The organism is Pseudomonas sp. D1-36, from assembly GCF_051132205.1.
In the GTDB taxonomy this organism is placed as follows: domain Bacteria; phylum Pseudomonadota; class Gammaproteobacteria; order Pseudomonadales; family Pseudomonadaceae; genus Aquipseudomonas.
On the sequence record NZ_CP071674.1, the window covers coordinates 3069330 to 3095226 of the forward strand.

The 25897-nt window shown below is 61.6% G+C and carries 20 protein-coding genes; 15 read left to right on the top strand and 5 right to left on the bottom strand.

Annotated features, from left to right (window positions below):
• Position 1: 1 nt before the first annotated feature.
• Positions 2-925 (bottom strand): carbon-nitrogen hydrolase family protein, encoded by a 924-nt coding sequence (locus J3P76_RS13605; protein ID WP_434563888.1) that lies wholly within the window; start codon positions 923-925, stop codon positions 2-4.
• Between the two features lie 84 nt (positions 926-1009).
• Here J3P76_RS13605 and J3P76_RS13610 point away from each other — a divergent pair, with 84 nt between their 5' ends.
• Positions 1010-1918 (top strand): LysR family transcriptional regulator, encoded by a 909-nt coding sequence (locus tag J3P76_RS13610; protein ID WP_420766823.1) that lies wholly within the window; start codon positions 1010-1012, stop codon positions 1916-1918.
• 4 nt (positions 1919-1922) lie between these two features.
• On the opposite strand, the gene J3P76_RS13615 is transcribed toward J3P76_RS13610, so the two are convergent.
• Positions 1923-2177, bottom strand: a complete 255-nt coding sequence (locus J3P76_RS13615) for a hypothetical protein (protein ID WP_039591001.1) — start codon at positions 2175-2177, stop codon at positions 1923-1925.
• 164 nt (positions 2178-2341) lie between these two features.
• On the opposite strand from J3P76_RS13615, the gene J3P76_RS13620 reads away from it, so the two are divergent.
• A complete protein-coding gene (locus J3P76_RS13620; protein ID WP_420766822.1) occupies positions 2342-2659 on the top strand; it encodes a DUF883 family protein in 318 nt (105 codons plus the stop codon).
• Between the two features lie 60 nt (positions 2660-2719).
• Here J3P76_RS13620 and J3P76_RS13625 read toward each other — a convergent pair whose 3' ends face one another.
• Positions 2720-3751, bottom strand: a complete 1032-nt coding sequence (locus J3P76_RS13625) for an Ldh family oxidoreductase (protein ID WP_420766821.1) — start codon at positions 3749-3751, stop codon at positions 2720-2722.
• Positions 3752-6136: 2385 nt separating this feature from the next.
• On the opposite strand from J3P76_RS13625, the gene J3P76_RS13630 reads away from it, so the two are divergent.
• Together J3P76_RS13630 and J3P76_RS13635 are read left to right on the top strand one after the other, a co-directional pair.
• The gene (locus J3P76_RS13630) at positions 6137-8821 is read left to right on the top strand and encodes a dermonecrotic toxin domain-containing protein (protein WP_434635642.1); all 2685 of its coding nucleotides are present in this window, start codon (positions 6137-6139) and stop codon (positions 8819-8821) included.
• A gap of 189 nt (positions 8822-9010) precedes the next feature.
• Positions 9011-10009, top strand: coding sequence for a FecR family protein (locus tag J3P76_RS13635; protein ID WP_434611243.1), 999 nt, complete (start codon positions 9011-9013; stop codon positions 10007-10009).
• Between the two features lie 44 nt (positions 10010-10053).
• Here J3P76_RS13635 and pvdQ read toward each other — a convergent pair whose 3' ends face one another.
• On the bottom strand, positions 10054-12402 hold the full coding sequence (gene pvdQ / locus J3P76_RS13640; protein ID WP_434611240.1) for a bifunctional acylase PvdQ: 2349 nt from the start codon (positions 12400-12402) through the stop codon (positions 10054-10056).
• Between the two features lie 294 nt (positions 12403-12696).
• On the opposite strand from pvdQ, the gene J3P76_RS13645 reads away from it, so the two are divergent.
• Positions 12697-13077 carry a fe2+ zn2+ uptake regulation protein gene (locus J3P76_RS13645; RefSeq protein ID WP_434563878.1) on the top strand — a complete coding sequence of 127 codons (381 nt, stop codon included), beginning with the start codon at positions 12697-12699 and terminating at the stop codon, positions 13075-13077.
• A gap of 7 nt (positions 13078-13084) precedes the next feature.
• On the opposite strand, the gene J3P76_RS13650 is transcribed toward J3P76_RS13645, so the two are convergent.
• A complete protein-coding gene (locus J3P76_RS13650; RefSeq protein WP_186631798.1) occupies positions 13085-13273 on the bottom strand; it encodes a hypothetical protein in 189 nt (62 codons plus the stop codon).
• Between the two features lie 258 nt (positions 13274-13531).
• Here J3P76_RS13650 and J3P76_RS13655 point away from each other — a divergent pair, with 258 nt between their 5' ends.
• The 10 genes from J3P76_RS13655 to J3P76_RS13700 all read left to right on the top strand — a co-directional run bounded on the left by J3P76_RS13655 (position 13532) and on the right by J3P76_RS13700 (position 25887).
• A complete protein-coding gene (locus tag J3P76_RS13655) occupies positions 13532-14761 on the top strand; it encodes an MFS transporter (protein ID WP_434611238.1) in 1230 nt (409 codons plus the stop codon).
• Positions 14762-14785: 24 nt separating this feature from the next.
• A complete protein-coding gene (locus J3P76_RS13660; protein WP_434611236.1) occupies positions 14786-15913 on the top strand; it encodes an acyl-protein synthase in 1128 nt (375 codons plus the stop codon).
• Between the two features lies 1 nt (position 15914).
• The gene (locus J3P76_RS13665; protein ID WP_434700847.1) at positions 15915-18329 is read left to right on the top strand and encodes an acyl-CoA reductase; all 2415 of its coding nucleotides are present in this window, start codon (positions 15915-15917) and stop codon (positions 18327-18329) included.
• A gap of 48 nt (positions 18330-18377) precedes the next feature.
• Positions 18378-19652, top strand: a complete 1275-nt coding sequence (locus J3P76_RS13670) for a phenylacetate--CoA ligase family protein (protein WP_434611231.1) — start codon at positions 18378-18380, stop codon at positions 19650-19652.
• The gene (locus J3P76_RS13675; RefSeq protein ID WP_434563868.1) at positions 19649-20593 is read left to right on the top strand and encodes a GNAT family N-acetyltransferase; all 945 of its coding nucleotides are present in this window, start codon (positions 19649-19651) and stop codon (positions 20591-20593) included. Before J3P76_RS13670 ends, J3P76_RS13675 begins: the two co-directional genes overlap by 4 nt.
• 105 nt (positions 20594-20698) lie before the next feature.
• On the top strand, positions 20699-22690 hold the full coding sequence (locus J3P76_RS13680) for a methyl-accepting chemotaxis protein (protein WP_434700848.1): 1992 nt from the start codon (positions 20699-20701) through the stop codon (positions 22688-22690).
• A gap of 224 nt (positions 22691-22914) precedes the next feature.
• A complete protein-coding gene (locus J3P76_RS13685) occupies positions 22915-23361 on the top strand; it encodes a DUF411 domain-containing protein (RefSeq protein WP_434611227.1) in 447 nt (148 codons plus the stop codon).
• Positions 23361-23795, top strand: coding sequence for a YqaA family protein (locus J3P76_RS13690; RefSeq protein WP_434611225.1), 435 nt, complete (start codon positions 23361-23363; stop codon positions 23793-23795). The genes J3P76_RS13685 and J3P76_RS13690 overlap by 1 nt, the downstream gene beginning before the upstream one ends.
• 86 nt (positions 23796-23881) lie before the next feature.
• Positions 23882-24913 carry an alpha/beta fold hydrolase gene (locus J3P76_RS13695; protein WP_434563860.1) on the top strand — a complete coding sequence of 344 codons (1032 nt, stop codon included), beginning with the start codon at positions 23882-23884 and terminating at the stop codon, positions 24911-24913.
• Positions 24914-24924: 11 nt separating this feature from the next.
• Positions 24925-25887: a D-2-hydroxyacid dehydrogenase family protein gene (locus tag J3P76_RS13700; RefSeq protein WP_434611223.1), complete on the top strand. Its 963-nt coding sequence runs from the start codon at positions 24925-24927 to the stop codon at positions 25885-25887.
• The last annotated feature ends 10 nt before the right edge of the window (positions 25888-25897 follow it).

Below are 25897 nucleotides of genomic sequence, written 5' to 3' on the forward strand. Positions count from 1 at the left end.
CTCATGCAGTGAAGCGCACGCCCGGCTTGGCCCGCTCGTCCACCACCAGTTCGAACACGTCGGGCCGGGCGTAGTGGCCGACCACATCATAGTCATAGCGCGCACGCACCAATTCGTCGGTGTCGATTTCAGCGGTCAGCAACCCGGCGGTACCCTTCAACGGGCCAGCCAGCACGTCCCCCATGGGGCCCACGATCACGCTGCCGCCGGCGATCAATGGCCGTTGTGCCGGCCAGTTAGCCACTTCGACTCCCAGCGCCTCGGGGGATGCCTGGACCTGGCAGGCACTGACCACGAAGCAACGACCTTCGTGAGCGATATGCCGCATGCTCACTTGCCACATCTCCCGCTCATCCACCGTTGGGGCACACCAGACGTCGACGCCTTTGGCATACATCGCCGTGCGCAGCAGCGGCATCATGTTTTCCCAGCACACCGCCGCGCCCACGCGACCCACCTGGCTGTCGATCACCGGCAGAGTCGACCCGTCGCCCTTGCCCCAGATCAACCGTTCTGTGCCGGTGGGCATCAGCTTACGGTGCTTGGCAACCAAGCCGGCGTCGGGCTCGAAGTACAGGGCCGTGCAATACAAGGTATTGCCGGCCCGCTCGATAACACCCAGCACCAGGCTTGCCCCGGTGCGCGCCGACAGGCCGGCCAATGCCTCCGTCTCGACGCCAGGTACGTCGATGGCGTTGGCGAAGTAGCGAGCGAACGCCTCGCGTCCTTCCGGTAGCCGATAGCCCAGTTGCGTTCCAAAAGCCTCGCCCTTGGGATAACCACCCAGCAGCGCCTCCGGCATTACGACCAAACGAGCGCCCGCGTCGCGAATTGCCTCTTCATAGGAAAGGATCTGCGTCAGTGTTTCGGCTTTGCCACCCGGTAGCGAGCCGATTTGCAGGGCAGCGACGATGGATTTGGGCATGGTCTTGAACTCCGTGGTTTCAGGTGTTGCTGATTTTCATGCCACGGCCGATCATCAATAAAGCCCGAAACGCTGCTAAAAGATATGAGCCAAATGAATATCGTCGACGTCGACCTTAACCTGCTGAAAACCTTCGAAGCCTTGCACGACGAATCCAGCGCAAGCCGCGCCGCGTTGCGCCTGGGGGTCACCCAGTCCGCCATCAGTGCGGCGCTGCGCAGGCTTCGCGGCATTTATGACGACCAGCTGTTCGTGCGCACGGGTCGGGGCCTGGCCCCTACCTTGCGCGCCAACCAGTTGAAACCCGTCATCAGTGAAGCCTTGGACAAGTGCCGCCAGAGCCTGGCAATGGTCGATCCTGGCGCCAGCCACTACGAAGGTCGATCCGTCATCCTCGGCTTGTCCGATGATTTCGAAATCGCCTATGGACGCCGCCTGATAGAGGAAGTGGCACGACGGGCGCCGGGCCTGCGCTTGATCTTTCGCCAGACCCATAGCCAGATCGTCGGCAGGGCCTTGATGGAGCGCAGTCTGGACCTGGCGATTACGGCGGGGGGATTTACCGAACGGCTGCTGAGTCGCAGGGTCCTCGGCGAAGGTGGCTACGCTTGCCTCATGGATCCGGCCAGCCTGGCAGCGGGCCAGCAGGACCTTACCCTCGAAGCCTTCGTCGCGCGGGAGCATCTGTTGGTGTCGTCCGGCGGCTTCATCGGCATCACCGATGAGGGGCTGGCCGCGCTGGGCCTGCGACGAAGAGTATGTGCCTCGACCACGCATTTTGCGGCGCTGCCGTTCCTGCTCAAGGACAGCCAGGCCGTGGCGACCATCCCAGACCATGCCGCCCGCGCCATCGCCCAGCTCAGCGGCCTGGCATTGGTGCCCTGCCCGCTGGCCTTGCCGCGCTATCCCATCGAGCTGGGGTCGCGGACCCACGGGCAGAAGGACCTGGCGGTGGACAAGGTGCGCGAGGCTATCATCGCGACCTTTGCGTAAGTTTTTATTTATTGGCGGCCATCAGTCGATTGACCTCGCTGCGCACCATGTTGGCGTATTCCGGAGGCGACATGCCGTCCAGTTCGGCGCGTACCCATTCGGCCCACTTGCCTTTGCGCTTGGAACGCTCGCCGAACAACCGGGCGGCGTCGCCCTTGGCCTTGCCCAGGTTGTTCTGCCAAAGCTCGAAGAGCCGGGATTTTTCGTCTTCCAGCGCGGCGCGCTCGGCCAGGGGCCTGTCAGCCAGATTGAAACTCATGGGGAATTTCCTGTTGCGTAAATAGGCGGCATCTTACACCTTGCGGGGAAACGGCTTAACACCGAATTGGCCCTGCGCTGTACGGACGCACCCCTGGCGCTGCAACTTTTACCGAAGCGTGGCACTCCACTGTTCACTGCCATCCATTCTCAAGGAGCACCTCAATGGCCCGTAAAAGCGCCGCGCAACCGAACGGAGAGCAAATCAAGGATCAAGCCTTCAGCGAACTGAAGGCATTGATCGAAGAGTCGGAAAAATTACTCAAGAGCAGTGCGTCCTTGGTCGGCGAGGATGCTGAAAACCTGCGCGGCCAGATCGCCCTGAAACTACAACAGGCTTTGGATGCGGTTGCCAGCGCCCGGGAGCGCACGCGGCCGATGGTCGATGCAACGCAAGTCTATATTGGCGGGCACCCTTGGCAGACTGTTGCTATTTCCGCGGGGTTTGGCCTCGTGGTGGGGTTATTGCTCGGGCGACGTTGAGCACCGACCCATGGCAAGGGAGACCGCTCCCTTGCCATGAAAAAACCACTGGCCTTCGGTCTACGCTCCCGCCAGTTCCCGCAACTGAGCGTACGCCTGCTCATCCAGCGTGATGCCCTGTTCTGTGGACTTGCCGCGCTCCCGGTGCCGACGATCACCAGGCAAACGGCGCAGCCCCACTCCGTGCATCTGCCTGACGAGTTCCTGGCTGCGCTCGGCAAATCCTTGCCCGGCGGCCTTGCTGGGGTCGATCACGATCAACAATTGCCCAGTCCAAGGCGTTTTGGCGCCGGGGTGATTGCGCCAGTCGAACTCGAAGGAAAAATTGCCCCCGGTTAACGCCGCCGCCAGCAATTCGACCATCATCGACAACGCCGACCCCTTGTGCCCACCAAATGGCAAGAGCGCCCCGCCTTCGAGAATTGCCTTCGGGTCGCGGGTCGGCTGGCCCAGGCTATCCACCCCCATTCCCGGCGGCAGCAGCTCGCCTTTGCGCGCGGCAATCTGCACATCGCCGTGGGCGATGGCGCTGGTGGCAAGGTCGAAGACGATCGGCTCGCCACCGGCGCGTGGCGCGGCGAAAGCGATGGGGTTGGTGCCGAACAGGGGGCGGTCCGCGCCATGAGGCACTACGCAGGTCATGCTGTTGACAACGCTCAGTGCCACCAACCCTTCATAGGCAAACGGCTCGACGTCCGGCCAAAGCGCCGCGAAATGATGGGAGTTGCGGATCGCCAGCACCGCGATACCGGCGCTGCGGGCCTTTTCCACCAGCAAGGGCCGCGCGGCCGCCAGAGCGGGCTGGGCAAAGCCATTGCCGGCGTCCACCCGTACGAAACCTGAGGCGACATCCTCGACCACCGGCACGGCTCGGCCGTCGACCCAACCGCTTTTGAGCGTGGAGACATAACCCGGCATGCGGAACACTCCATGGCTATGGGCCCCGTCGCGCTCGGCTGCGGCGCAGTTTTCGGCGAGGGTGCGGGCGACCTCTGCCGATGTGCCGTGGCGCAGGAAGATCTGCTCCAACAGCCCAACCAAGGCGTCAAGGGATAACGTGCAAGGACCGGTGTGATCGGGAAGCGCGGACATCTGAAGCTCCTGAGTGATTGTAGGAGGTAGCAACAGCGTTGAAACGACAAGACTTGGGCTGATTAACACTGCCCCATGAGCGCCCTGTCAACCTTTGCGCAAGCAACCCTTTGGGCCGGGGCGTTCGCCAGCGAGCCTGGCAGACACGCCCATCGTCCATGCGGTAACTATGTACCACCTGTGCCCTTTCAGCGTGGCCTAGTCTGGCCGCTTCATCCACCGGGACGCCGCATTGGCCTGCCCTGACGAGAAGCGACGATGAGCACAGCAGCACTGCCGTTATTATTTCCCCAGCTGTTGGCCACCAAGGGCTTGGATGAGCTGGAGGCACACCATGGCCTGACGCAGGCCGACCTCGACTGGCTGCAAAACGTTTCGCTGCCCACCCATGCGCAACGCGCCGCACAGACGCCTCCGATGATCGCCGAGACCATCCAGTTCAGCGCCGAAGGCAAGCCGGCCATTGCGTTGGCTGGCTGCTTTTGCCTGCGAACCACGCCCAGACGCGGCGATACCGCCGTCGATCCAGCATTCCTGTACACGCCATGGGACGGCGTTCGCAAGTTCGACAGTCCCGCAGCGCTCCGGGCCTGGATTGACCAGACACTGCTGGACAACCGCGATCGCAACAATCTGTTTCGGCTCCTGTCGATTGCCCAGCGCAGCGAACTGAAGGGCACGACGGATATCGAACAATCCTGGCAGGCCATCGACGGGGACGTTTTCGAGACTCAACTCAACACCATCGAACATGCCCAACACCACAACGTGCTCTCCATGGTGGAGGAATTGGTCAAGTTGCCCCCGCTCGCGACGCTGCTGGACCAGATACTGGGCGACGCGCTACCCGGCCTCGATCCCAGGCAGGTACGCATTGCGCTGTCCAGGATCGACTACACCCAGGCGCCCGAGGCGATTCATGTCACCCAAAGCATTCCCCTGAGCGAGGCGGTGCTGGTCTATTTCCACCATCAAGGCTGGCCAGCCGGGCATCTTGCCGACCTGACCCACCCTGACACGCCTGCGTCGTCCTATTCCGGACAGGAGTGGGAAGCGATCATCAAGGGTGCGGCGATAAGGCTGATCCCGAAGCTGATCGATCGTGTCAACGCGTTCTGGGACACCAGCGGCCCCTTCCACACATCTCGGCGCCAATTCCTGGCCCAATTCATTCAGGACGCCCTGTGGGCGGCCATTCTGATCAAACGAGAAAAAAACCAGCTGACGGAGGCCCAGGGCCGCGAGTTGCTTCGGCTGTTCAGGCCGTCGCGCCGGGACGAGGCAGTGCTGTTCATCGAGACGGTGCGCCTCTGGGAATATGCACCTAACTTCGTGGAGCTCGCTGGATCGCTGATGGTCAGCGGGCAAGGTCATTACCTCTACACGCCCACCGACGGCCTTCAAGTCGTTGGCAATTATCTTGGATTCAAAGAAGCGCTGGTCAGCACGCCCGAGCAGAAGGAGGCGATCTACAACCTGCTGGACCTGGACGAGCGCAACCGGCTCCTGGGTTTCGAGCATCCGCATATTTGCGGCGAACCGATAGACATGCCTATCGCTGATTCATTGGCTGGCGCGATCATCGACAAACAGACGCACAACCTGCGGTATGCGCTGCAAATGTCCCGCCAGGGCCGGGTGAATGTCCATGCACTCGTCGACAAGGCCCTCGACATACGAGCCTTCATCAGCAACAAGCTACTCAATCAAAAGACCGCCGGACATTGGGGGACCCAACCCGCTTTCCATGGAAAATTGCGACTTTCCAACTTCCTGGCCGATCAGATGGAAAGAAAGGCCAAGAGCTACATTGATGTGGAAGGCGCCTTCGCTAGCGAATTTTGCAGGCTGCCATCGTTTCTCCGGTCTTCGCTTCAAAACGGACTCAGGCAATTGCTTGCACAGTTGACCAATGTGTTTTCAGTGGGGATTCGCGCAGAGGCTGATCTACGCTCGATCGACGCCACGCTGCCGACAATCGCCCATGAACTGATCACGACGGTGTTCGCCTTCGACCCCGACTACCCGGATCGCCGGCGGCGCATCGGTGTCAGGGGATTCCGGCCAGACGTTTATTCATTGAAACTGACGTGCGCATCGTCCGGCGTCGCCATCTCGCTGCCACTGGCGAACTGTTTTCTATTGACCGAGCGTGGTGGCCTCGATACGCCGTACTCGGGCATGGCGATCGTCTGGACACCTGCCGACGGGCTACAGGCATTCGCCTCGGTCGACCTGGCCACTCGACAATTGAATCGGCAGCTGCTTGATTCCCGCAGGCGATTTGGCTTGCTGTCCAACCTTCCCCCCGCCCAGCGCCAGCCCCACCGACGCTATCAACTGGACACCTACGAACTGATCGAAGACAACGTTCTGATGAATCGAATGACCTCGTTCATCCACCTTTTCGAGACTGAGTACGCCTACCTGAGTGCCCTGAAAAGCGGGGATTGGCAACTGACCCGCTCGGCACTGGCCAACGGTCTTGAAGCCCTGCTGGAAAAAGGAGCGCCCACCAACCTGAAACGCGCCACGGCTATCGCCCAGGCCAGCAAATACAGGCAGAAACTGCCCGCCTGGCTCGGCGCTGCCCCCCTCGAGGATCAACGTTTGCACGTCGAGATCCTGGAGCAATACAAAAGCAGCGTAGCCGATGGCAAGGATTACCTGGACGGCATCGAACCCCTGCGTACCTACGTGCAAAATCGTCTGCAAGCACTGCTGGACGCACGTTTCCCCGAGGACAGACTCAACCCCGAAACCATCCAGATCACGCCAAACCTGGCGGTGGTCGGCCCTGCCAGTTCATTGACCGACTTTGCCTTGCACCCCATCGATGTCACCAGCAAGGGCTTCAAGGTTTTCTCGACCTCCACGCAATCATTGCCAGACAGCCTGAACGAACTGGCGGTGCGGCAGATGTTGTCGTCGCTCGATATCCAGAGCACTTACAAACATCAGGTGAAACAAGCGCTTTGCGGCGCAATTTCCGATGTCCAGCCCAGGAAGCGACGCTTTCGCCAGCAGCTGCCATGGCAATTGTTGCAATACGCTCACTCACGTCTTCTGCAACAGCACATTTCCCCGAAGGCGTTCGACTTGATCCTCCAAGTCCTGGACATGCCGGACGCCATCGCCCGTCGAGCGGTCAGGGGTGCCGGTGCGTTCATACGTCCACTGGAACTGATCAAGACCGGCGGCGCCGCCGCGGTAAGGGCGCTCGGGCTCTATGTGATCAGCTCGAGCGCCGATCCGGCGGACCCTCACGTTTTATATGCTCCCTACCACGAGGGGCATTCGCTGGCCGAGTTCAAGGATGAACCAAGCATCGTCGCCGCCCTCAATGCCCCCGGCGCGCTTCAGGACCTGCTGGTCCGCCGGCTGCCCGAAGACCAGCGAGCCACCTTCCGGAATCTGTTTGCCGCCACCCTCGGGCAACTGTCGGAGATTACCCTCGCTTCGAATCCGATCGACACCGATGTATTCGAAACCCTGTACAACGACAACGCGACGTTGCTACTGGATATGCTGGGGACGAAGAACCAGGACCATCGCCCATTCGACTGGGCAACGGTGCTGCACCTGTTCAGTTCTGGGATCGGATTGGTGGGTAGGCAGCTACCGGCCAGGTTGACGTTCCTGGAAACGCTTTGGGAGAGCTATCAGGACTTCAAGGGTTCGGCCGAAGCCCTGCAGCAGCACGACTGGAAAACCGGCCTGCATGATTTCATCGCCGGCGCCGCGGAAATGGTGTCGCTGGGTTTGCTCAATCGCGACGATACATTCGGCCTCCTCGATCCCGCCGAACCGGCCTCGCCAAGCAGCTCCTCGACGCCCGGGTGGCAGGAAATCGCCTGCACCGCGCCACTGCGCACCGACTTACAGGCCTTCGAAGCCATAGGCATCAGCCTCTGGGCGCTCCAGCAGAACCGGGCCGACGGCACCTATGAATCAAAGGACGGCGGCAAGTTCTACGTGCCCCTGGCCGGCAAGGTCTATCAAGTGGCAAGGGCCGGCCGGGGCTGGCGCATTATCCACGGTGATGACGAAGGCCCGTTGCTGAGGTATAGCGCCGACGAAACGACATGGGCAATCGACCCACAGCGACAGACCATTCGTTTTGGCAAGGCGGGGTCGAAAATGGCGGTGACCTATAGCGATTTCAAGGCAAAGGGATCCTTGAACATCGAAGCGCGCGGCATGGCTGAGATACGCAAGAAGTCTCCTTATCGCGCCAACGTCATCGTACAGGCACTGGAAACCGCCAGATTCTATTCGCTGAACGCCTTGCTCAATCTAGAGCAGTTCAAAAAACAGCCTTTGCCAGGTTCTCGGCTGGATAGCTTCCTGATGTCGTTCTTTGGGGTCCGACAGGTCGACAGCGCCCTGATCGGCAAAGTGGAGACCGCCATTTTCCCGATATGCAGGGCGTTGGCCGACCCCACCTGGGAACAGCAGAACGCCAGCCGTATCGTCATTGGCAATTTGAAATACCTGGAAGACCGGGCAACCGCATTTGTGCTCGAACCTGCGGCCCGCGGGCGAATCTACCTGACGCAGTTTTTCTTCGAACCGGGGCTGGACTGGTACAAGACCGTGGTGCCGGCGTTCTTCAACGTCGACGCGCATGCCCAAGGCGCGACGCTTATCCACGAGATATCCCATCAGCTCATCGACACGATCGACATCATCTACCTGGACGCTGCGCTGCCGTTTCCCGACTTGATTTCAACCTCGACCCACCTGGGGCAAACACGCTATGACACGCAGAAGGAGCTGCAACTCAATGGGCTTTCCCTGGGCACGGCAAAATCCAAGCTGTTCAGACAGTGGGACAGTACCGACAACAGTTACAAGAGGCTGGAGTTGTTGCCAATGTATAAAGACATTGCCAAGGCCATTTTGAAAGTCACCGACACACGGAGCATGGACGAAGCACGAAACGCGTTCTTGAATCCGGTTTTGCCGGACAAGCGCATCGACGTCATACTCCGTAACGCCGATTCGGTCACGCTGCTGATTTGTGAATTGGGGCGCCAGCTCGATCCGAGTCCATCGCGTTCCACTTGAGTGCGTTGAGCCGTGGGCATGCCAAGGCCGTTGATCTTTTTTTCACGGCATGTGTGCGACAGTACGACCCGGACCTGGACGCTCCTACGTCTGACCAACGGAAAACCGATGCATGCCGTGCAAATGCCATCATCCCTGTTCTCGGCAATGGGCCCCGAGGGTTAGAATGCGGCAAACCAGGAAGAGCCCATGACCGAACGTACACTCCCGCAAGCCGAATACGATGCCATCACCGATGCGGCCGCGCATTGGTGCATGCGTCTGCACGCGGACGACTGCACGGATGCCGAACGGCTGGCGTTCAAGCAATGGCACGACGCCGATCCGCTGCACGCCTTTGAATACGCAGCCATGCTGGAAATCTGGGGCGTTGCCGAGCATCTGCCGCGCGTCGAGCCAATGGCCATCCCTGCGACCCAGCGCCCGCGGTCTCGCGCAGGCTCCATGGCGATCGCGGCGACGGTGCTTGCCCTCGGCCTGCCCCTGGCTGCTTTTACCGGTTGGAACATGGGGTGGTTGCCCAACGCCTACCAGCGATTCGAGGCAGGTTCGAGCGTGCGTCACATCACTCTGGAGGACGGCAGTCACGTAGAGCTCAACCTCGCAAGCGAGCTGGTGTTTGCCAACTACAAGGACGAACGCCGGGTCACGATGAAAAAAGGCGAAGCGTTTTTCGATGTCCGCCACGATAGCCGCCACCCCTTCGTCGTTCGGGCAGGCCAGGGCCAGGTGCGCGTGACCGGGACCCGTTTCAACGTGTGGATGTACCAGGATCAAGTGCGGGTTACGCTGGTGGAAGGTTCCGTGTGGGTAACCAGCCATCGGGCATCCAAAGCGGGCGGCCAGCAACTGTCACCTGGGATGCAGGCGAGCTACAGGGCTGGCGATTTCCAGCCGAAGGTTCGTGACGTCGCCCTCGATGACAGCTCGCTGGCATGGCGAAGTGGCAAGCTGGTGCTGGATAACCTGGCCCTGTCCGACGCGCTGCCGCTGATCAACCGCTACCTCGACCGTCCCGTGATGCTGGCGGACAACGCAACGGGCACTCTGCGCATCGGTGGAAACTACAACCTGAACGAAGTGAAGAACCTGGTGCCTTCGCTGCCCAAGGTCTTGCCGGTGTACCTGACACAGAACAGCGACGGCAACCTGGTATTAAACGCCATCGCTCGTCCTACCCGAAACTGACATAGGCCGCCTCCCTTGGGGACGCGGCCTGATTGCTCCCACGGCTATTGCGTCGCCACCCTGCCCGCCTGCGCGCCCTCATGGATGGTCTGCGCCTGGTAATGCGGGTCGGCCTTGATCTGCTGTTCAGAGAAAGGCAGCACACTTAATTGCCCCTTCGAGAATGCCTGGGTCTGGTCCGCCGAATAGGGCGATGAAGGATCGCTGGACAGTGAGAACGCCAAGAGTCCCTGTGCGTTGGGTCCGTTGCCGTCAAACGTCACCACTTGCAGATAACTGGTGCCGCTGACCACTTCCCGCTGGCCGTTCGCGCCCGGCATGCTCTGGATGGCGTTATAGATGCCCAGCTCGCCCGGTCCACCGTGAATGGGTATCCGGCGGTCGCCGCTGCGGGTCACCTGCACGTCCCGCCATTGGCTATCCGCTTGCAGTCCCGCAGCGTCCACCGCTTGGACCGATGCGACCATGGCCTGGCGCAGCGCATCAGCCACTGGCGATGCTTCGATCGCCAGGCCGCGCGGGGTATGTTGCGGATCGTTCGGGTCGAACGCGACCCGCCAGATGCCCGGCGCCGCCTGCAATGCCTGCATGATGTGCTGGAAATGGACGAACCCCACGCCGCTGTCCAGGCTGGCGGTACGGTCCCAGGCCTTGAGCTGGCTGCATGCCTGCGTCAGGGCCGGTGCGTCGGGCCCCAGCTTCGCGGCACAGAAAGCCAGCAGGTCCGGCATGACCTGATCGGCCAGGTATACCCGGTCGTCCATGACCATGCCCTGCAAATCGCTCACCGTTACCGGCCCCGCCTTTTCCAGTTGTCCCAGTCGGTCCAGGGCAAAACGCGCCCGCAGGCCCAGTGGCAGGTCCTGCTGGCTGATCACGGGGGAATAACCGGACAACGGCTGCGACGGATTGACCATCCACGCCGAATCGTTGGAGTTCTGCACATAATCGCGGCGCAACAGTTGCGGGAGCTTGTCCGCCGCATAGGTACCCTTCTGCACCGCCTTGGGGTCCACATCCCAGGCGCATTCGCCGCGTGAACCGTCCAGCACGATCAGCCGCAGCCCGGCCTTGGGGTCGCTGCATCGGGCAAGCTTGCCGGCATCGACGTTGGGCACCACCGAGACGTTCATATAGAGGCTTTGTCCCTGGTCATCAACGGCCAGGGTATTGACCCAGGGAATCCCCTGAATGCCATGAACGGCCTCTTGCAGATCCTTGAGCGTGACGGCTCGATTCATCGCGTACCACTGCGCCAGCACCCGGTCGTTTTCCAGGTTGGCGTCCCGCAGGCTATAGGCGAACCGGTTATCCCAATCCAGTTTCCCGGGCCATTGCACGATCGGTCCGAACTGCGAACCGTAGACCACACGGGAGAGCGGCTTGACCTGCCCATCGGCCTGCTTGATGTCCACCGTGACCGTTTGCTGGCTCATGGCAACGGACTTGCCATCCACCAGGTAGCGAGTCGGGTCCTTGGGGTCCAGTTGTAGCCGATACAGGGTGAAATGCTTGGACGTATCGACGGTATGGGTCCAGGCCAAGTGCCGGCTGAAGCCGATATTGATCATCGGTAGGCCCGGCAACGCCGCGCCCATCACGTCCAGCTTTCCGGGGATGGTCAAATGCATCTGGTAAAAACGCATGCCTCCCACCCACGGGAAATGCGGATTAGCCAGCAGCATGCCGCGCCCATTGAACGAGCGTTCGCTGCCGATAGCCAGGGCGTTACTGCCGCGCTCCAGGGCGAAGCGCTGTTGCCGTTGCGCCGCGATGGCGAAACCGGACGCCGAGCCCCCCGCGTCTGCCGTAGCCTTGGGCGGCTGCGCCCCGGCCAACGCCTCGGTGAACTGGCCGACGCCACCCTCCACCAACAGGCGCCGGGTGAGCTTGACAATATCCAGCGCGGTGATTGGCCGCACCCACTCGCTTGCGCATTGTTCCGGCAGGCCTTTGGCCTTGCGCTCAGCCAGCGCGCGGTTGTAGCCGGCGGCATAACCTTCCACCAACTGCTGTACCTGGGGCGTCTGCGCCTGCCAGAAACCGGAAACCGCCCGGGGCGTGTTGAGCCACGCAAAAAACACGTCGCTTGCACGATTCTCGCGTTGCTCGACGGTGCCCTGTTCCGGACCAAAATAGCGCGAGCGTTGGCCGTTGACGGTCACGATCTCATTGGCCAACAGGCATAGGTTGTCCTGGGCGTACGCATAGCCGATGCCGTATCCCAACCCCCGCTCATCCTGGGCGCGAATATGCGGCACGCCAAAACTGGTGCGACGAATTTCGGCAGTGGCCTGCCCGGCCTCGCCTCGTGCGCTGACAACGGTACTCAAGCCCAGGGACATCCCCAGCAAGACACCGGCAAGGCAAAACCTCGATAACTGCCCGGACATTCCCACACTCACTCCTGATCGATAGCGTACAAAAACCAGGACGGCCGCCGGTACGCCCTTGTACGTCCGCCCCGGCCTGGAAGTTCACATGCGCCGCGCTTCAACGCGGATGTGCCTACCTTGGGGACGAACCGGATGAAAAAAAATTAATCGGTTGGCAAGCCGCTTCTACCGGGGTTTGACGGTATCCAGGCATTTTTTTCACACCCACGTCCTCATGATTGGCCGCCCTCGTTCGTCCTATACAGGAGAGCGTTGATGATCTTTTCTGTCAGGCTGGTAAGGAGTCTTTACATGCATAACGCGCAAATGCCCATGGAGGGCAAGCCAGGATCGGCCCGTGTCACGATGACAGCCACAAACCGTACGTTCCCTGGGCCAGCGGAACGAGGCGGCAACGAGCAGATCAAGCGTCTGCTCAAGAGCTATGGGCTCAGGACGAGCCTGATTCGCTTGAAGGTCATCGACGCCTTGCTCAAGGCCGCCGATGAAAACCGCCGGCTGGGTGTACGCGGCGTCCATAGCCAATTGTTGGGGCTGGACATTCCCTTGTCCTTTCTGAGCGTGCGTGAGGTGCTAAAGCGCCTGTGCGGCGAAGGCGTGGTCACGCTCAATTCGGATAAAAGCTACAGCTTGCACCACCAGGCCGTGGCCCTGCTCAACACCGAAGAATGAGCGGCGCTCAAGGCTTGACCTTGCGTCGCATCACGCCGTTGATCACCACGACGATGACCGCCACGGCAATGGCGATGTATTGAAACAGCTGCTCGCTGATCATGCCCTTGCCTTGCATCCAGGACAGTCCGAGCATGATCGCCAGTACGACGAGAACCACCAGAATCGAGTATTTCAAACGTTGCGAATGAGTCATTTGCCAGTTTCCTGAAGTTTTCCGTTCTGCCCCCTAGCCTTGCGTTTCTTCCACCATAGGCAAGGTGGCTAGGCAGCCAGGATCGCATGGTACAACCGCCTGGGCATATTCGCGCAACGAAAGAGACCTTTCCCACACCTACCCGTCTACTTTCCTTGGCTCATTATGGGAAAAGTCGTCTTTCGACCCTAGATCTCGCCAACGTACTCTCGAAAAAGAAGAAATTTCCTTCTTTCTGAGAACCGACGTTGGGAACCCATGCCAAATCCGCCCACTTTTCTTACTCCCGTTCGCCTGACGGGTTTCTGCCTGGCCATCGCCCTTTTCGAGTTCCTCACTTACATGGCCAGCGACCTGATCATGCCCGCCATGCTCACCGTGACCCAGGACCTCGATGCATCCCCCGATCAGATTCCCCACGCGTTCAACCTGTACCTGCTGGGCGGCGTCTTGCTGCCTTGGCTGATCGGCCCGTTGTCGGATCGTCATGGGCGGCGCCCCTTCATGCTCGTGGGGTGTGCCGGGTTCGTGCTGGCATGCGTGGCGATCACCCAGGTCACCGGCATGCAGGGTTTCAATGGGCTTCGCCTGGTCCAGGGGATGGGGCTGGGCTTCGTGATTGCAGTCAGCTACCCCGCCATACAGGAAATATTCTGCGAATCCGCCGCCGTGAAGGTCATGGCCATGCTGGGCAATCTCGCCCTTCTTTCGCCGCTTTTAGGCCCTTTGGCGGGCGGGCTGCTGCTGCAGTGGCTGTCGTGGCGCGAGCTGTTCATGTTGCTGGCCGGCCTCGGGGTGGTCAGCTGGTTGGCTTTGTGGGGGTTCATGCCGCGGACGCCCCGTGGCGCGCATGCTGGAACACCGGTCGTCGAACCGTTTGACCTGCGTTCGCTCGTAAGGCGATACGCAGCGCTGCTGGGCCACGGTGGCTTCATGTCGGCCAGCGTTGCGCTGGGGTTGATGAGCCTGCCGCTGATTGCCTGGATCGGCCTGTCGCCCCTGCTGTTGATCCAAGGACAAGGCCTGTCCCCCTTGGCGTATGGGGTTTGGCAGATTCCGGTTTTCGCGGCGGTCATCCTCGGCAATCTCGTCCTCAACGCCCTGGTGGAACGGGCTGGGGTGCATCGGGTGGTCCGCTACAGCTTGTGGCCGTTGTGTACAGGCCTGACCGCGCTGGTGGCCGGCAGTCAGTTCGCCCTGTCCGTTCCCGTCCTGGTCAGTGGGCTGTCGCTGTATGCCATCGGGCTCGGCATGGGCAATGCCGCGCTGTATCGACTGGCCCTGTTCGCCACCGACGATAGCAAGGGCTTGGTTTCGGCCATGGTCGGGATGATCTCCATCGCCGTGATGAGCGCGACAGGGTCGCTGTTGGCGCTGCTGGGTGCCGGGGCGAACCTTGAGTCCTTCGCGCTGATGGTCGGCATCGCCGGGCTCAGCTGTCCTGTCGTGCTGCGCCTGTTCACCTCGCGCCCCGCTGCTCTCCCTTGATTTGCCTTCCCATAGGATGACCCGATGATTCACTTTCCCCATGCCGATGCGCTGTGCGCATGGCCCCAGCCGTATGACGGCGATTCGCTGCCACCGGGGCTGTTCGACAGAGCCATGGCTGAAATCAGCCTGTTCCATAGCCACCACACGCCAGGCTACGAACATTGGCTCAACGCCAACGGGCTTCGGGCCGACGACCTGGACCGTTTGACTGACTGGTCGCGCCTGCCGCCCATTTACGCCAGCTACTTCAAGCAGCGATTGCTGCTCAGCCCCACCGCCGAAGGTGCATTGGAACTCACGTCCTCGGGCACCAGCGGGCAGAAAAGCCGCATGCGCTACGACGAGCGCAGCATGGCGGCGGCCCAAGGCATGGTGGCAGACATCTTTGAGTATTACGGCTGGTCGACACCCGACTCGCCGTGCAACTACTTGCTCTTCAGCCATGAGCCCGAAGCGGCCAATCGCCTGGGCACGGCCTACACCGACCAGTTCCTGTGCCGCTTCGCACCGGCCAATCGGATCGCCTACGCCTTGCGATGCACGGGAAAAGGCCACGAATTCGACGTCTTCGGCGCCATCGGCACTCTGCAATCTTTTGCCGAAGAGGGCCTGCCGGTGCGCATCTTCGGCTTTCCGGCGCTGCTCTGGCATGTGCTTGAGCGCATGCGTGAAACCGGCATACAAGACCTGAAGCTCGCCGCCGGTTCGCTGGTCTTCCTGGGCGGCGGCTGGAAGAAACAGGCGGCCGAGGAAATCCCCCGACGTCACGTTTACGAGCGCATCACACAGCAACTCGGCATCGAGGTCCAACGCTGCCGCGACGGCTACGGTGCGGTCGAGCACGCGGTGCCTTACATCGAGTGCGCCCATCATCGGTTCCACGTGCCGGTCTATTCCAAAGTCTACATACGCCACCCCTCGGACTTCAGTGTCCAGCCGTTCGGCGAGCCAGGGTTGTTGTCGTTCGTTTCGCCCTACATCTCGTCAAGCCCCGCGCACGCCGTGGTGATGAGTGATCTGGCGACCCTGCACCCGGCCAACTGCAAGTGCGGCCTTCAAACCCAGTGGTTCGAGCTGCATGGCCGGGCCGGCACCAGTGCCAGCCGAAGCTGCGCCATGGCCGCTGCCGAATTGATCAAGGAAAACTGATATGTACCTCATCAACGGCCAACTGAACGCCGGGCTGCCGCTCGATGCAGCGCTTGAACGCCTCCAAGCGCAACTGCCCGTCTTGCTGGAAACGCCACCTCGCAGCGAGGAGGTTATCGACTGTGCCGAGGCGTTCGCGCAATGGCTGCGTGCGGCAGACCGAAGCCCGCTGCTGGACGAGGACCAGCGCCAGGCCCTGATTGCTTTCTGCGCCCGCAAGTCGTTGAGCTTCAAGCTGGAACGGGAGCTGGGCGTCGATGCACGTTCGCTACGGCGAATCGATTATTGCGGCGGGCCCTTCGAGAGTTGGCAGCCTTTGGGCCTGGTGGTCCATGTCACGCCGGGCAACTCGCCGTTGCTGGGGTTTTGCGCGGTGCTGGAGGGCCTACTTGCGGGCAACGTCAATTGGCTGCGCCCCAGCACCCGCGAGGGCGACCTGACAGCGCAACTCCTAGCGGCGTTCCTGGCGTGCGATCCAGGCGGCCGGTTACGTGGTTATCTGGCGGTATTGCCGGTGCCCTCTGAACAAACCGGGCGTCTTTTTGCCGTTGCCAATGGCGTCAGTGCCTGGGGCGGCGAAGCTGCCTTGAAGGCATTGCGCGAGCGCATTCCAACGGGTTGTCGCTGGATCGATTGGGGCCACCGGATCAGCTTCGCCTATATCACGCCTCTGGCCGCCAGCGAGCAGGCCTTGGATGCGCTGGTGGACGAAGTCTGCCGCCTCGACCAGCAGGCCTGCTCCAGCCCGCAATGGCTGCTGGTGGACAGCGATGATCCTGGGCAATTGCACGCAGTGGGAAGCGCCCTGGCCGCCGCGTTCGAACGCCGGACCGGGCGCTGGCCCACCCTGGAGACCACCGCCGCCGAAGCCTGTGAGATCACCACCCGTACGGCACTGGCCCGCCTGGACTTCAGCTTTGCCAACGAAACCGGCCAGGTCTGGACGGGCAATGGCTGGCGCATTCTCTGGGAGCACCACCGCGCACTGCAACCTTCGCCATTGTTTCGCACGCTGCTGCTACGGCCGATGCCGCAAGTGCTGCTCGCCGAAACCTTGCTGCCATGGCGCAATGTGCTGCAGAGCTGCGCCCTCATCTGCGAGCCGGAACGCGCTCCTGGGCTGGTTCGGCGCCTGATGACCGCTGGGGTTGGCCGGGTGACCTCCACGGGAGAAATCCAGCAAGGTTACGACGGCGAGCCCCACGATGGAGTCTATGGGCTGCAACGATTGAGTCGCCGGGTATCGGTCAGCCTTGATGCAGGCATTGCCAGCCATCGCGTCACGCTGGATGCCGCCGCGAGCCCATTGGCGCTGACCCCTTCGACGCCCATCATGGACAAAGCCGCGTTCGTGGCGCTGCCCCCGGCCCCTCAGGCACAGCTGTTCTTCCGTTCCGGCGGCAGCAGCGGCGCGCCGGTTTTGTCCCCCTACAGCCATCGTGATTTCGACCGCCACATGCGGGCCGCCGCCGATGGGCTGCGCGCCGCGGGACTCGACCCGATGTACGATCGAGTGATGAACCTGTTCTATGGTGGCAGCCTGTACGGCGGGTTCCTCAGTTTCACCAAGATCCTCGAACAGATGGATGTCGTGCATTACCCGATGAGTGCGCCGCCGGATGACAACTTTGCAGAGATCGCGCAGTTGATCGTCGAGCATCGAATCAACACGCTCATGGGCATGCCCAGCACGTTGCATCGTCTGTTCTCAAGCCAGCAATCAGTCCTTCAAGGCTACGGCGGTGTGCGCAAGATCATGCTTGGTGGCGAACACCTGGGGCAGGACTGTCGTCTCCTGTTCGAGCAATGCGGCGTCACCTGCGTTCGCTCGGCAATCTACGGCAGCGTCGATGCGGGCCCCCTCGGGCATGCCTGCATAGCCAGCGGCGACGGTGTGTTTCATCTGATGGAGGATATCCAATCCTTGGAAATCGTTGACCTGGAATGGGATACGCCGGTCGGCCCTGATGGTATCGGGCGCTTGCTGTTCACCTCCCGCGTACGCCAGGCGCGCCCGCTCCAGCGATACGAAGTCGGCGACCTAGGGCGCTGGCTACCCGGCCCATGCGCGTGTGGCCTGGAGTCGCCCAGATTCGAGCTGCGCGAGCGCCACGGCCAACTGGTGCGCATCGCCACGGAGTTCATCAATACCCGGGACCTGTCCGAGCACGCGCAGACGGCCATCCAGATCGTTCTGAGCCATGCGGGCTGTGGCGGTGAGCGTTTGCTGATTCGTACCGATGGCGACGCCGAAACGGTACGGCGCCAGGTGCTGGGCCTCGCAGCGCTGCGCACGTCGGTCAACGCCGGGTTGCTGGTTCTGGACGTCGAGCACTGCCCGGTTGAGCGGTTCGAACATAACAAGCACAGCGGCAAAGTCCCGCTGGTGATCGATTGCAGGTTAGCCGGCCGTTGATTTCGCCCGGTACCCGATAAGCCGACCCATAGCCTTGAGAATATTCCGATGAGCGCCCCATTAACCTACGACCAATGGCTCAACCATATCCGCACGCATTCGATGTTCTATCGCACGCAGCTGAGCCATCTACCCGTCCATGGCTGCGAGTTCCACCAGTTGCCGATCGTCAATCTCAGCGAGTATTGGAAAGACAGCCACGACCTGGACCATTGGCCGGTGTTGACCAGCCGCGTTAAGGACGCACTGGTCTTCAAGACCGGCGGTACGACCAGCGAAGGCAAGTTATCGGTGTATACCCACGCAGAATGGCAACTGATGCTCGATTGCTTCGGTCGCAGCTTGACAGCCCAATTGGCTGCGGGGGATCGCATTGCTAATCTGTTTTTCTCGGGGGATCTCTACGCCAGTTTCCTGTTCATCCACGGTGCCCTGTGCAGCGTCGATGTTGCGATTACCGAGTTTCCCTTCTCCGGCTCGGTGGAACTCGATGTGTTGGCCGACGCCATTGCTGGACACCGCATCAACGTACTCGTCGGCGTGCCTGCGCACTTGCTGGCCTTCGCCAGCCATGTCATTGGCAAAGGGCGCAGGCTGCCACAGATCACCACCGTGCTCTTTGGCGGGGAGAACCTGTTCGAAAGCCAGATGCCGACATTGAAGCGCGCCTTCCCGGGCGCGCGTTTCGCGTCCATCGGATACGCCAGCGTGGATGCCGGACTGGTAGGTGCGAGCACGCCTGATTGCGGCTTGGGCGAGCACCGGGTATTCGATCAGCACACGCGGGTGGAAATCGTCGACGACCTGAGCGGGGAAGCGATCGAGGCCATTGGCCAAGCCGGAAACCTGGTGGTGACGAATTTCAACCGGACCCTCATGCCCATTGTCCGATACCCGGTGGGAGACCGCGCCAGTTGGTGCGAGCCGGCAGGCACGCCGGGGCGCAAATTCGCCCTTCGAGGACGCAGCGCAGAGAGCCGGCGCGTACGCGTTGGCGTGTTGTCGCTGTTTCCCGAAGAAATAAGCGACATCGCGCGGCGCGTGGCCGGCGGTGTGCAGTGGCAACTGATCATCGAGCACAGCCAGGGCAATGACTGCGTGTTGCTCAAGTGGCTGCCGGAAAAAGCCGAGGATGCAGGCCCAACGCGATCCCATGCGCTTAAAGCGGCCTTGATCGAGCAATATCCAGGCCTCGATCGACTTCATGTGGATACCCAGGCCTGTACCGCACAGGACCTGGAGCGCCACCCCCGTTCCGGCAAGCACCTGTCGATCATCGATCGTCGGGTATACGGTTCGCGGGCACCGGAGGATGCCGGATGAGCCTTCTGGTATTCAGGCCGTTCCAAGCCACCGACAGCGCCGGTACGTGCGAGCTGTTTCGTCGGGTGTACGGCGATCACTACGTCTCCCCTGACGTCTACATGCCGCAAATGATCTGCCAGCACAATCTCAAGGGGCGCTGGCATTCGCAGGTGGCGGTGGTCGACGGGCGCGTGGTCGGTCATGCCGCGTTGTGCCGCCAGGGACACGCCACTCAAGATGCCGAGCTGGCGCTGGTTGCGGTGGACCCCGAGTTGCAGGGCAGGCAGATCGCCTCGCGGCTGGGGCAACAATTACTGGACGGTTGCCGGCAGCTCGGGCTCGCCAGGCTATCGATCAAGCAGGTCACCAGCCATCCCTACAGCCAACGGCTGTCCCAACGACTGGGTTTTCATGACGTCGGCCTGCTACCCGACTTCGTGCCCTCTCCGTTCGCCACGGACCAGGCCGAAACCATCGTGATCGGCTGCCAAGTGATCGGCGACCACCCTCGACCGCTGCCACGTCTTCAATGGCCCGCGCCCCACCAATGGCTGATGGGCGCTTTGGAAACGCGTTTCGGGACCACCCTTGTGGATAGGCCGCAGGGCATTCATCCGTTGCGGCTTAGCCATTTACCCGGCCGGATCGAGATCGTGGCGGATCGGGTGGATACATGCCTCGTCGGGCAGCTTCGGCGCTTGCCCGCCCATTGGCCGCTTTCGGTCCGAATCGGCCTCGGTCGACACTTTTGCGCCGACCACCAGCTGCTGCTGGCTGCGGGTTTTTTCTTCACTGGGATGATGCCCACGGACGCCGGGCAAGGTTGGCAGGCGCTGTTCCACCGAGTTGCACATCCGCGCAGGCTCAGCCTGCACTCGGCCCCCATGCAACGCCTTCACGATGAATTGCAGGCTCACGCTCAAACCTGGAAAAACGCCCAGGCCCATTCCGCCGCCTGACGGCTGGTCAGGCCCCACACTCAAGCTCCTGGCAGAGAAGCCGACATATATTGGAACGTTCATCCCATTTGCTTCCGAAAGTCGCCCCGTGCAAGGAACACCCACATGCCCTCATTGCGCACCATTCAGGCCCGCTACACGTTGTTTTTGGTTCTGTTCATTCTGGTGTTATCCATCCTGACGGTCGTCGGCATCAGTTACCTCGTCGCACCCAAGCTGCGCCACACCGAGGAACAAGTGGCGCTGAACCGCATTGCCGAGGTCGCCGAGCAGATCCAGGGCGAACTGAACAAGGTCCAGGCCCAGCAACGCAGCATTACCCAGACCATCCCCTTGCTCGACAGCGATGCCATCGACAAGGTACTGCCAGGCCTGGTGGACCAGTACGGTGAGCTGAAAGTGTTCGGCGGCGGGATCTGGCCTTTGCCCAACCAGCGCGCCGAAGGTCGCAGCAAATTCAGCACGTTCTGGCACCGCGACGCTTCCGGCAAGCTGATCGTCAACACCTTCTGGAACAGCGATGCTGCGCCGAACTACTACGAGCAACCCTGGCACAAGGGCGGCATGGCCACTCCCCCTGGCAAATGCGCCTGGGCGGCAGCCTACAAGGACGATGCGAGCGCCGAACCCCGGACCAACTGCGCCATGGCCATCCAGAAGAATGGCACGCCGTATGGCGTCTCCACCATCGACGTGACCCTCGGCTTTTTCAACGAGCTGATCGCACGCAAGGAAGCAGAACTGAACGCCGAGATGCTGATCGTGGAAAGCGACGGCAAGATCATCAGCAACAGCTCGCGGATCAGCGGCCCGATCGTGCTCAAGAACATCAGCGAACTGGCGGCTGGCTCGCCATTTGCCGCCCAGGTCAAGGCTGGCCTGGCCAACCGTGACCAACCGCAGCGCGTCGAATTCGACAACAACGGTGAAGCCAGCACGTTCTTCATGCGACCTATCGAAGGCTCGCCCTGGTTCCTCGCCACTGCCCTGCCGACCCGCCTGATCACAGCCCAACGTGATGACGTATTGAACACGCTGAGTCTGTTGCAGATACCCATGGTGATCCTGTTGGTGCTGATGCAGCTGTATGCGATCCGCCAATTGACCAACCGCATGAAAGTGCTCAAGGGCAACATCGATGCGTTGTCCACGGGCGACGCCGACCTGACCCGCCGCATCACCATCCGCGCCGAAGACGAACTGGGCGCCATCGGTCATTCGGTCAACCGCTTTATCGCGTACCTGCAAGACATGATCGGCGAAGTCACCCAGGCCACCGGCGCCATGGCATCTAGCCTGGACAAGCTGCAGCAGACTTCGGCCCACACCAGTGAAATCCTGATGCGCCATGCCTCGGAGACCGACCAGACGGTAACGGCCATCACCGAAATGAGTTCCACGGCCGAAAGCGTGGCGCAGAATGCCGCTGAGACGGCCGCCTTCACCCAGAGGGCCAATGAACATGCCGATCGCTCCCGCGTCGTTGTCGGCGAGGCATCGAACAGTGTCGTCGCGTTGATCGAGGAAGTGGCCAGCGCCACCCACAAGGTCGAGAGCATGCAGCAGGATGCGCAGCGCATCACCGAGATCCTCGGTGTGATCGGGGCCATCGCCGGGCAGACCAACCTGCTGGCGCTCAACGCCGCCATCGAAGCCGCCCGGGCTGGCGAGCAAGGCCGTGGCTTCGCGGTGGTCGCCGACGAAGTCCGCGCCCTCGCCGCCCGCACCCAGGCCAGCACTTCGGAGATCAACGAAATGCTGACGCGCCTGACCCAAGGCGTGAGCTCGTCGGTCGCGGCCATGGAAAACACCCAGACCAGTTGCCAATCGGCTGCCGACGCCACCTCCCGAGTGAACTCGGGCCTGGACGAAATGGCCGGCTCCGTCAGCCAGATCAACAGCCTCAGCACCCAGATCGCCACCGCCGCCGAGCAGCAAAGTGCAGTGACCGAGGAGATCAACCGGAGCATGGTGCAGATCCGGCACATGGTCGAAGAGCTGGTGGAAAGCGGCCTGGCCAGCGAGAACAACACCCGTCAGTTGCTGGAAGCCAACAGTCGGGTGAATGCGATCATGGGGCGGTTCAAGGTTCGCTGAAAGGACCTTCACCGATTCCCTTCGTCGCGATGACGGTGTGTCAATCAGCGTGCAATTGATTGATCCGCCGCCATCGCGAGCAAGCTCGCTCCCACGTGGTTCAGCGTTCACACACGTTTCAAGGCAACTTACAATTCTGTCATCCGCCCTTCAGCCTGCTGTCGGGCGCCCGTCGCTACTCTGTTATCCTTCCATCCAAAGCCGTTCGCCAAGAGACCTGACCCATGGCCAATCCCCTGCACCTGCTCGCACTGAGCGCCGTTTTCACCTCTGCCCTGGCCCAGGCTGCCGAGCCGGTCACCATCGATGTACACCGCGACGCCAATTGCGGCTGTTGCAAGAAGTGGATCTCCCATCTGCAAGCCAACGGTCTTAAGGTCAATGACCATGTCGAAGCCGACATGAGTTCGGTCAAGCAGCGCCTGGGCGTCGCGCCCAACCTGCGTTCCTGTCACACCGCCGAGATCAACGGCAAATTCGTCGAGGGTCACGTCCCCGCCGAGCAGGTGCTGGCGTTAAGCAAACGCGGCGATCTGCTCGGCATTGCCGCGCCAGGCATGCCGATGGGCTCGCCGGGCATGGAAATGGACGGCATGAGTGATGCCTATCAGGTGATCGGGCAGAAAAAGGACGGCTCCCAAACCGTCGTGGCGGACTATCCAGCCCACTGATGCCCGAGGCATATGTCGGGCTGTTCCTGGCGGCATTTGGCGCGGCGACCCTGTTGCCGCTGCAATCGGAAGCGCTGCTGATCGGCCTGGTACTCAGCGAGCGCCACGCGGTCTGGCTGTTGCTGGGGGTCGCCACCTTCGGCAATGTGTTGGGCTCACTGGTGAACTGGTGGCTAGGGACCCGCGTTGAGCAGTTCAAGGACCGCCGTTGGTTCCCTGTCAGCCCGTCTCACCTGGACAAGGCCCGCCAGCATTACCAGCGCTATGGCTATTGGTCGCTGCTGCTGAGCTGGGTGCCCATCATTGGCGATCCCCTGACGCTGGTGGCGGGCGTAATGGGTGAACCGTGGCGACGCTTTCTGTTGATGGTCACCCTCGCCAAAGGCCTGCGTTATGGCGTACTCGTGCTCGCAACCCTGGGCTGGATGGGTTGAACGTTCCCACGGTTCGGTTGCCTGTGATTAATGTCGCCATAATCCAGCCGTTCCAGGATCGGTCGGTTGCCTAAAGGAGTTTGACAATGCCGCGTTTGACTACCCGCTGGAAGTCCAGCCTGTTCTTGCTCGCTGCCCTGCCGCTGTTCGCCCAGGCCGAGAACCCGCCCGAAGGTCCGGCCTATGGCCCTCAGCTCGAAGGCTTCAAATACCCCTACACCCTCAAGCACTTTTCCTTGCAGTCTCAGGGCAAAACATTGCAGATGGGCTACATGGACGTGCCCGCCCAAGGCAAGGCCAACGGTCGCAGTGTCGTGCTGATGCACGGCAAGAATTTCTGCGCCGCGACCTGGGGCGACTCGATCAAGACCCTCAGCGAGGCTGGCTACCGGGTCATCGCGCCGGACCAGATCGGCTTCTGCACCTCGAGCAAGCCAGACCACTACCAGTACAGCTTTCACCAACTGGCGAACAACACCAACGCGCTGCTCAAGACCCTGGGTGTGCAGAAAGCCATCGTGCTGGGCCACTCCACCGGTGGCATGCTTGCCACCCGCTATGCGCTGCAATTTCCCGATCAGGTCGAACGCCTGGCGATGGTCAATCCCATCGGGCTCGAAGACTGGAAGGCCCTCGGCGTTCCCTACCGCAGCGTGGACCAATGGTATGAACGCGAGCTGAAACTCAGCGCCGACGGCATCCGTACCTACGAGCGCAATACATACTATGGCGGTCGCTGGAAGCCGGAGTACGAGCGTTGGGTGGACATGCTGGCCGGATTGAACAAAGGCCCGGGACATAAGCAGGTGGCATGGAATTCAGCACTGATCTACGACATGATCTTCACCCAGCCGGTCTACTACGAGTTCAAGGACCTGAAGGCGCCGACTCTGCTGCTGATCGGCACGTCCGACACCACCGCCATTGGCAGCGACATCGCTGCGCCGGCAGTGAAGGCCAGGTTGGGCAAATATGACGTGCTGGGCAAGCAGGTCGCCCAGCTGATTCCTCGATCGACACTGGTGGAATTCCCCAATCTGGGTCACGCGCCGCAGATGGAGGAACCAGACCGGTTCCACAAAGCCCTGCTGGGCTGGCTGGACAAACCCATTCTCTGACGAGGTATTCCATGGCGGTGCAGATTGCAGTCATCGATGATTGGCAGGACGTGGCAAGGGATGTGGTGGATTGGTCCGCACTGGAGAGCGTCGGCCAGGTGACGTTCCTGCATGACTATCCCGCCGACCACGACGCCCTGGCCGCGCGCCTGCAAGGCTTCGATGTCATCTGCGTGATGCGCGAACGGACACGTTTCGATGAAGCGCTGCTGCGCCGCTTGCCCAAGCTCAAGCTATTGCTGACCGGCGGCATGCGCAATGCCGCCCTCGACCTGAAGGCTGCCGCCGCGCTGGGTATCCAGGTGTGTGGCACCGACAGCTACAAGCACGCCGCGCCCGAACTGACCTGGGCACTGATCATGGCGCTTACGCGCAACCTCGTCCCAGAAGCCAACGCGTTGCGTGCCGGGCTTTGGCAACAGGGCCTGGGCGGCGACTTGCACGGCAAGACCCTGGCAATCCTCGGCCTGGGCAGCATCGGCACGCGCGTGGCGCAGTTCGGCCAAGTGTTCGGCATGCGAGTGATCGCCTGGAGCGAGAACTTGACGGCCGAACGGGCAACCGATGCCGGCGTCACCTATGTAAGCAAGCAAGCGCTGTTCGAGCAGGCCGATATTCTCTCGATCCACCTGGTCCTCGGTGACCGCACCCGGGGCCTGGTCGATGCCCAGGCGCTGGGCTGGATGAAGCCTGGTGCGCTGCTGATCAATACTGCCCGCGGGCCGATCGTGGACGAGGCTGCCTTGATCGATGCGCTGCAGCATAAACGCCTGGCTGGGGCGGGCCTGGATGTATTCGCCCAGGAACCGTTGCCGCCCGACCACCCGTTCCGGACGCTGGACAACGTACTGGCAACACCTCACGTGGGTTACGTGAGCCGCCAGAATTACCAGCAATTCTACGGCCAGATGATTGAAGACTTGCAGGCCTGGACGGCAGGCAAGCCGATTCGGGTGTTGAAGCCGATAGCCTGAGTTTGCCCGT

What these genes read in the sequence shown, in the direction of transcription:
- J3P76_RS13605 (WP_434563888.1), bottom strand. Translation starts at nt 925, where the DNA reads ATGCCCAAATCCATCGTCGCTGCCCTGCAAATCGGCTCGCTACCGGGT.
- J3P76_RS13610 (WP_420766823.1), top strand. Translation starts at nt 1,010, where the DNA reads ATGAGCCAAATGAATATCGTCGACGTCGACCTTAACCTGCTGAAAACC.
- J3P76_RS13615 (WP_039591001.1), bottom strand. Translation starts at nt 2,177, where the DNA reads ATGAGTTTCAATCTGGCTGACAGGCCCCTGGCCGAGCGCGCCGCGCTG.
- J3P76_RS13620 (WP_420766822.1), top strand. Translation starts at nt 2,342, where the DNA reads ATGGCCCGTAAAAGCGCCGCGCAACCGAACGGAGAGCAAATCAAGGAT.
- J3P76_RS13625 (WP_420766821.1), bottom strand. Translation starts at nt 3,751, where the DNA reads ATGTCCGCGCTTCCCGATCACACCGGTCCTTGCACGTTATCCCTTGAC.
- J3P76_RS13630 (WP_434635642.1), top strand. Translation starts at nt 6,137, where the DNA reads ATGACCTCGTTCATCCACCTTTTCGAGACTGAGTACGCCTACCTGAGT.
- J3P76_RS13635 (WP_434611243.1), top strand. Translation starts at nt 9,011, where the DNA reads ATGACCGAACGTACACTCCCGCAAGCCGAATACGATGCCATCACCGAT.
- pvdQ (WP_434611240.1), bottom strand. Translation starts at nt 12,402, where the DNA reads ATGTCCGGGCAGTTATCGAGGTTTTGCCTTGCCGGTGTCTTGCTGGGG.
- J3P76_RS13645 (WP_434563878.1), top strand. Translation starts at nt 12,697, where the DNA reads ATGCATAACGCGCAAATGCCCATGGAGGGCAAGCCAGGATCGGCCCGT.
- J3P76_RS13650 (WP_186631798.1), bottom strand. Translation starts at nt 13,273, where the DNA reads ATGACTCATTCGCAACGTTTGAAATACTCGATTCTGGTGGTTCTCGTC.
- J3P76_RS13655 (WP_434611238.1), top strand. Translation starts at nt 13,532, where the DNA reads ATGCCAAATCCGCCCACTTTTCTTACTCCCGTTCGCCTGACGGGTTTC.
- J3P76_RS13660 (WP_434611236.1), top strand. Translation starts at nt 14,786, where the DNA reads ATGATTCACTTTCCCCATGCCGATGCGCTGTGCGCATGGCCCCAGCCG.
- J3P76_RS13665 (WP_434700847.1), top strand. Translation starts at nt 15,915, where the DNA reads ATGTACCTCATCAACGGCCAACTGAACGCCGGGCTGCCGCTCGATGCA.
- J3P76_RS13670 (WP_434611231.1), top strand. Translation starts at nt 18,378, where the DNA reads ATGAGCGCCCCATTAACCTACGACCAATGGCTCAACCATATCCGCACG.
- J3P76_RS13675 (WP_434563868.1), top strand. Translation starts at nt 19,649, where the DNA reads ATGAGCCTTCTGGTATTCAGGCCGTTCCAAGCCACCGACAGCGCCGGT.
- J3P76_RS13680 (WP_434700848.1), top strand. Translation starts at nt 20,699, where the DNA reads ATGCCCTCATTGCGCACCATTCAGGCCCGCTACACGTTGTTTTTGGTT.
- J3P76_RS13685 (WP_434611227.1), top strand. Translation starts at nt 22,915, where the DNA reads ATGGCCAATCCCCTGCACCTGCTCGCACTGAGCGCCGTTTTCACCTCT.
- J3P76_RS13690 (WP_434611225.1), top strand. Translation starts at nt 23,361, where the DNA reads ATGCCCGAGGCATATGTCGGGCTGTTCCTGGCGGCATTTGGCGCGGCG.
- J3P76_RS13695 (WP_434563860.1), top strand. Translation starts at nt 23,882, where the DNA reads ATGCCGCGTTTGACTACCCGCTGGAAGTCCAGCCTGTTCTTGCTCGCT.
- J3P76_RS13700 (WP_434611223.1), top strand. Translation starts at nt 24,925, where the DNA reads ATGGCGGTGCAGATTGCAGTCATCGATGATTGGCAGGACGTGGCAAGG.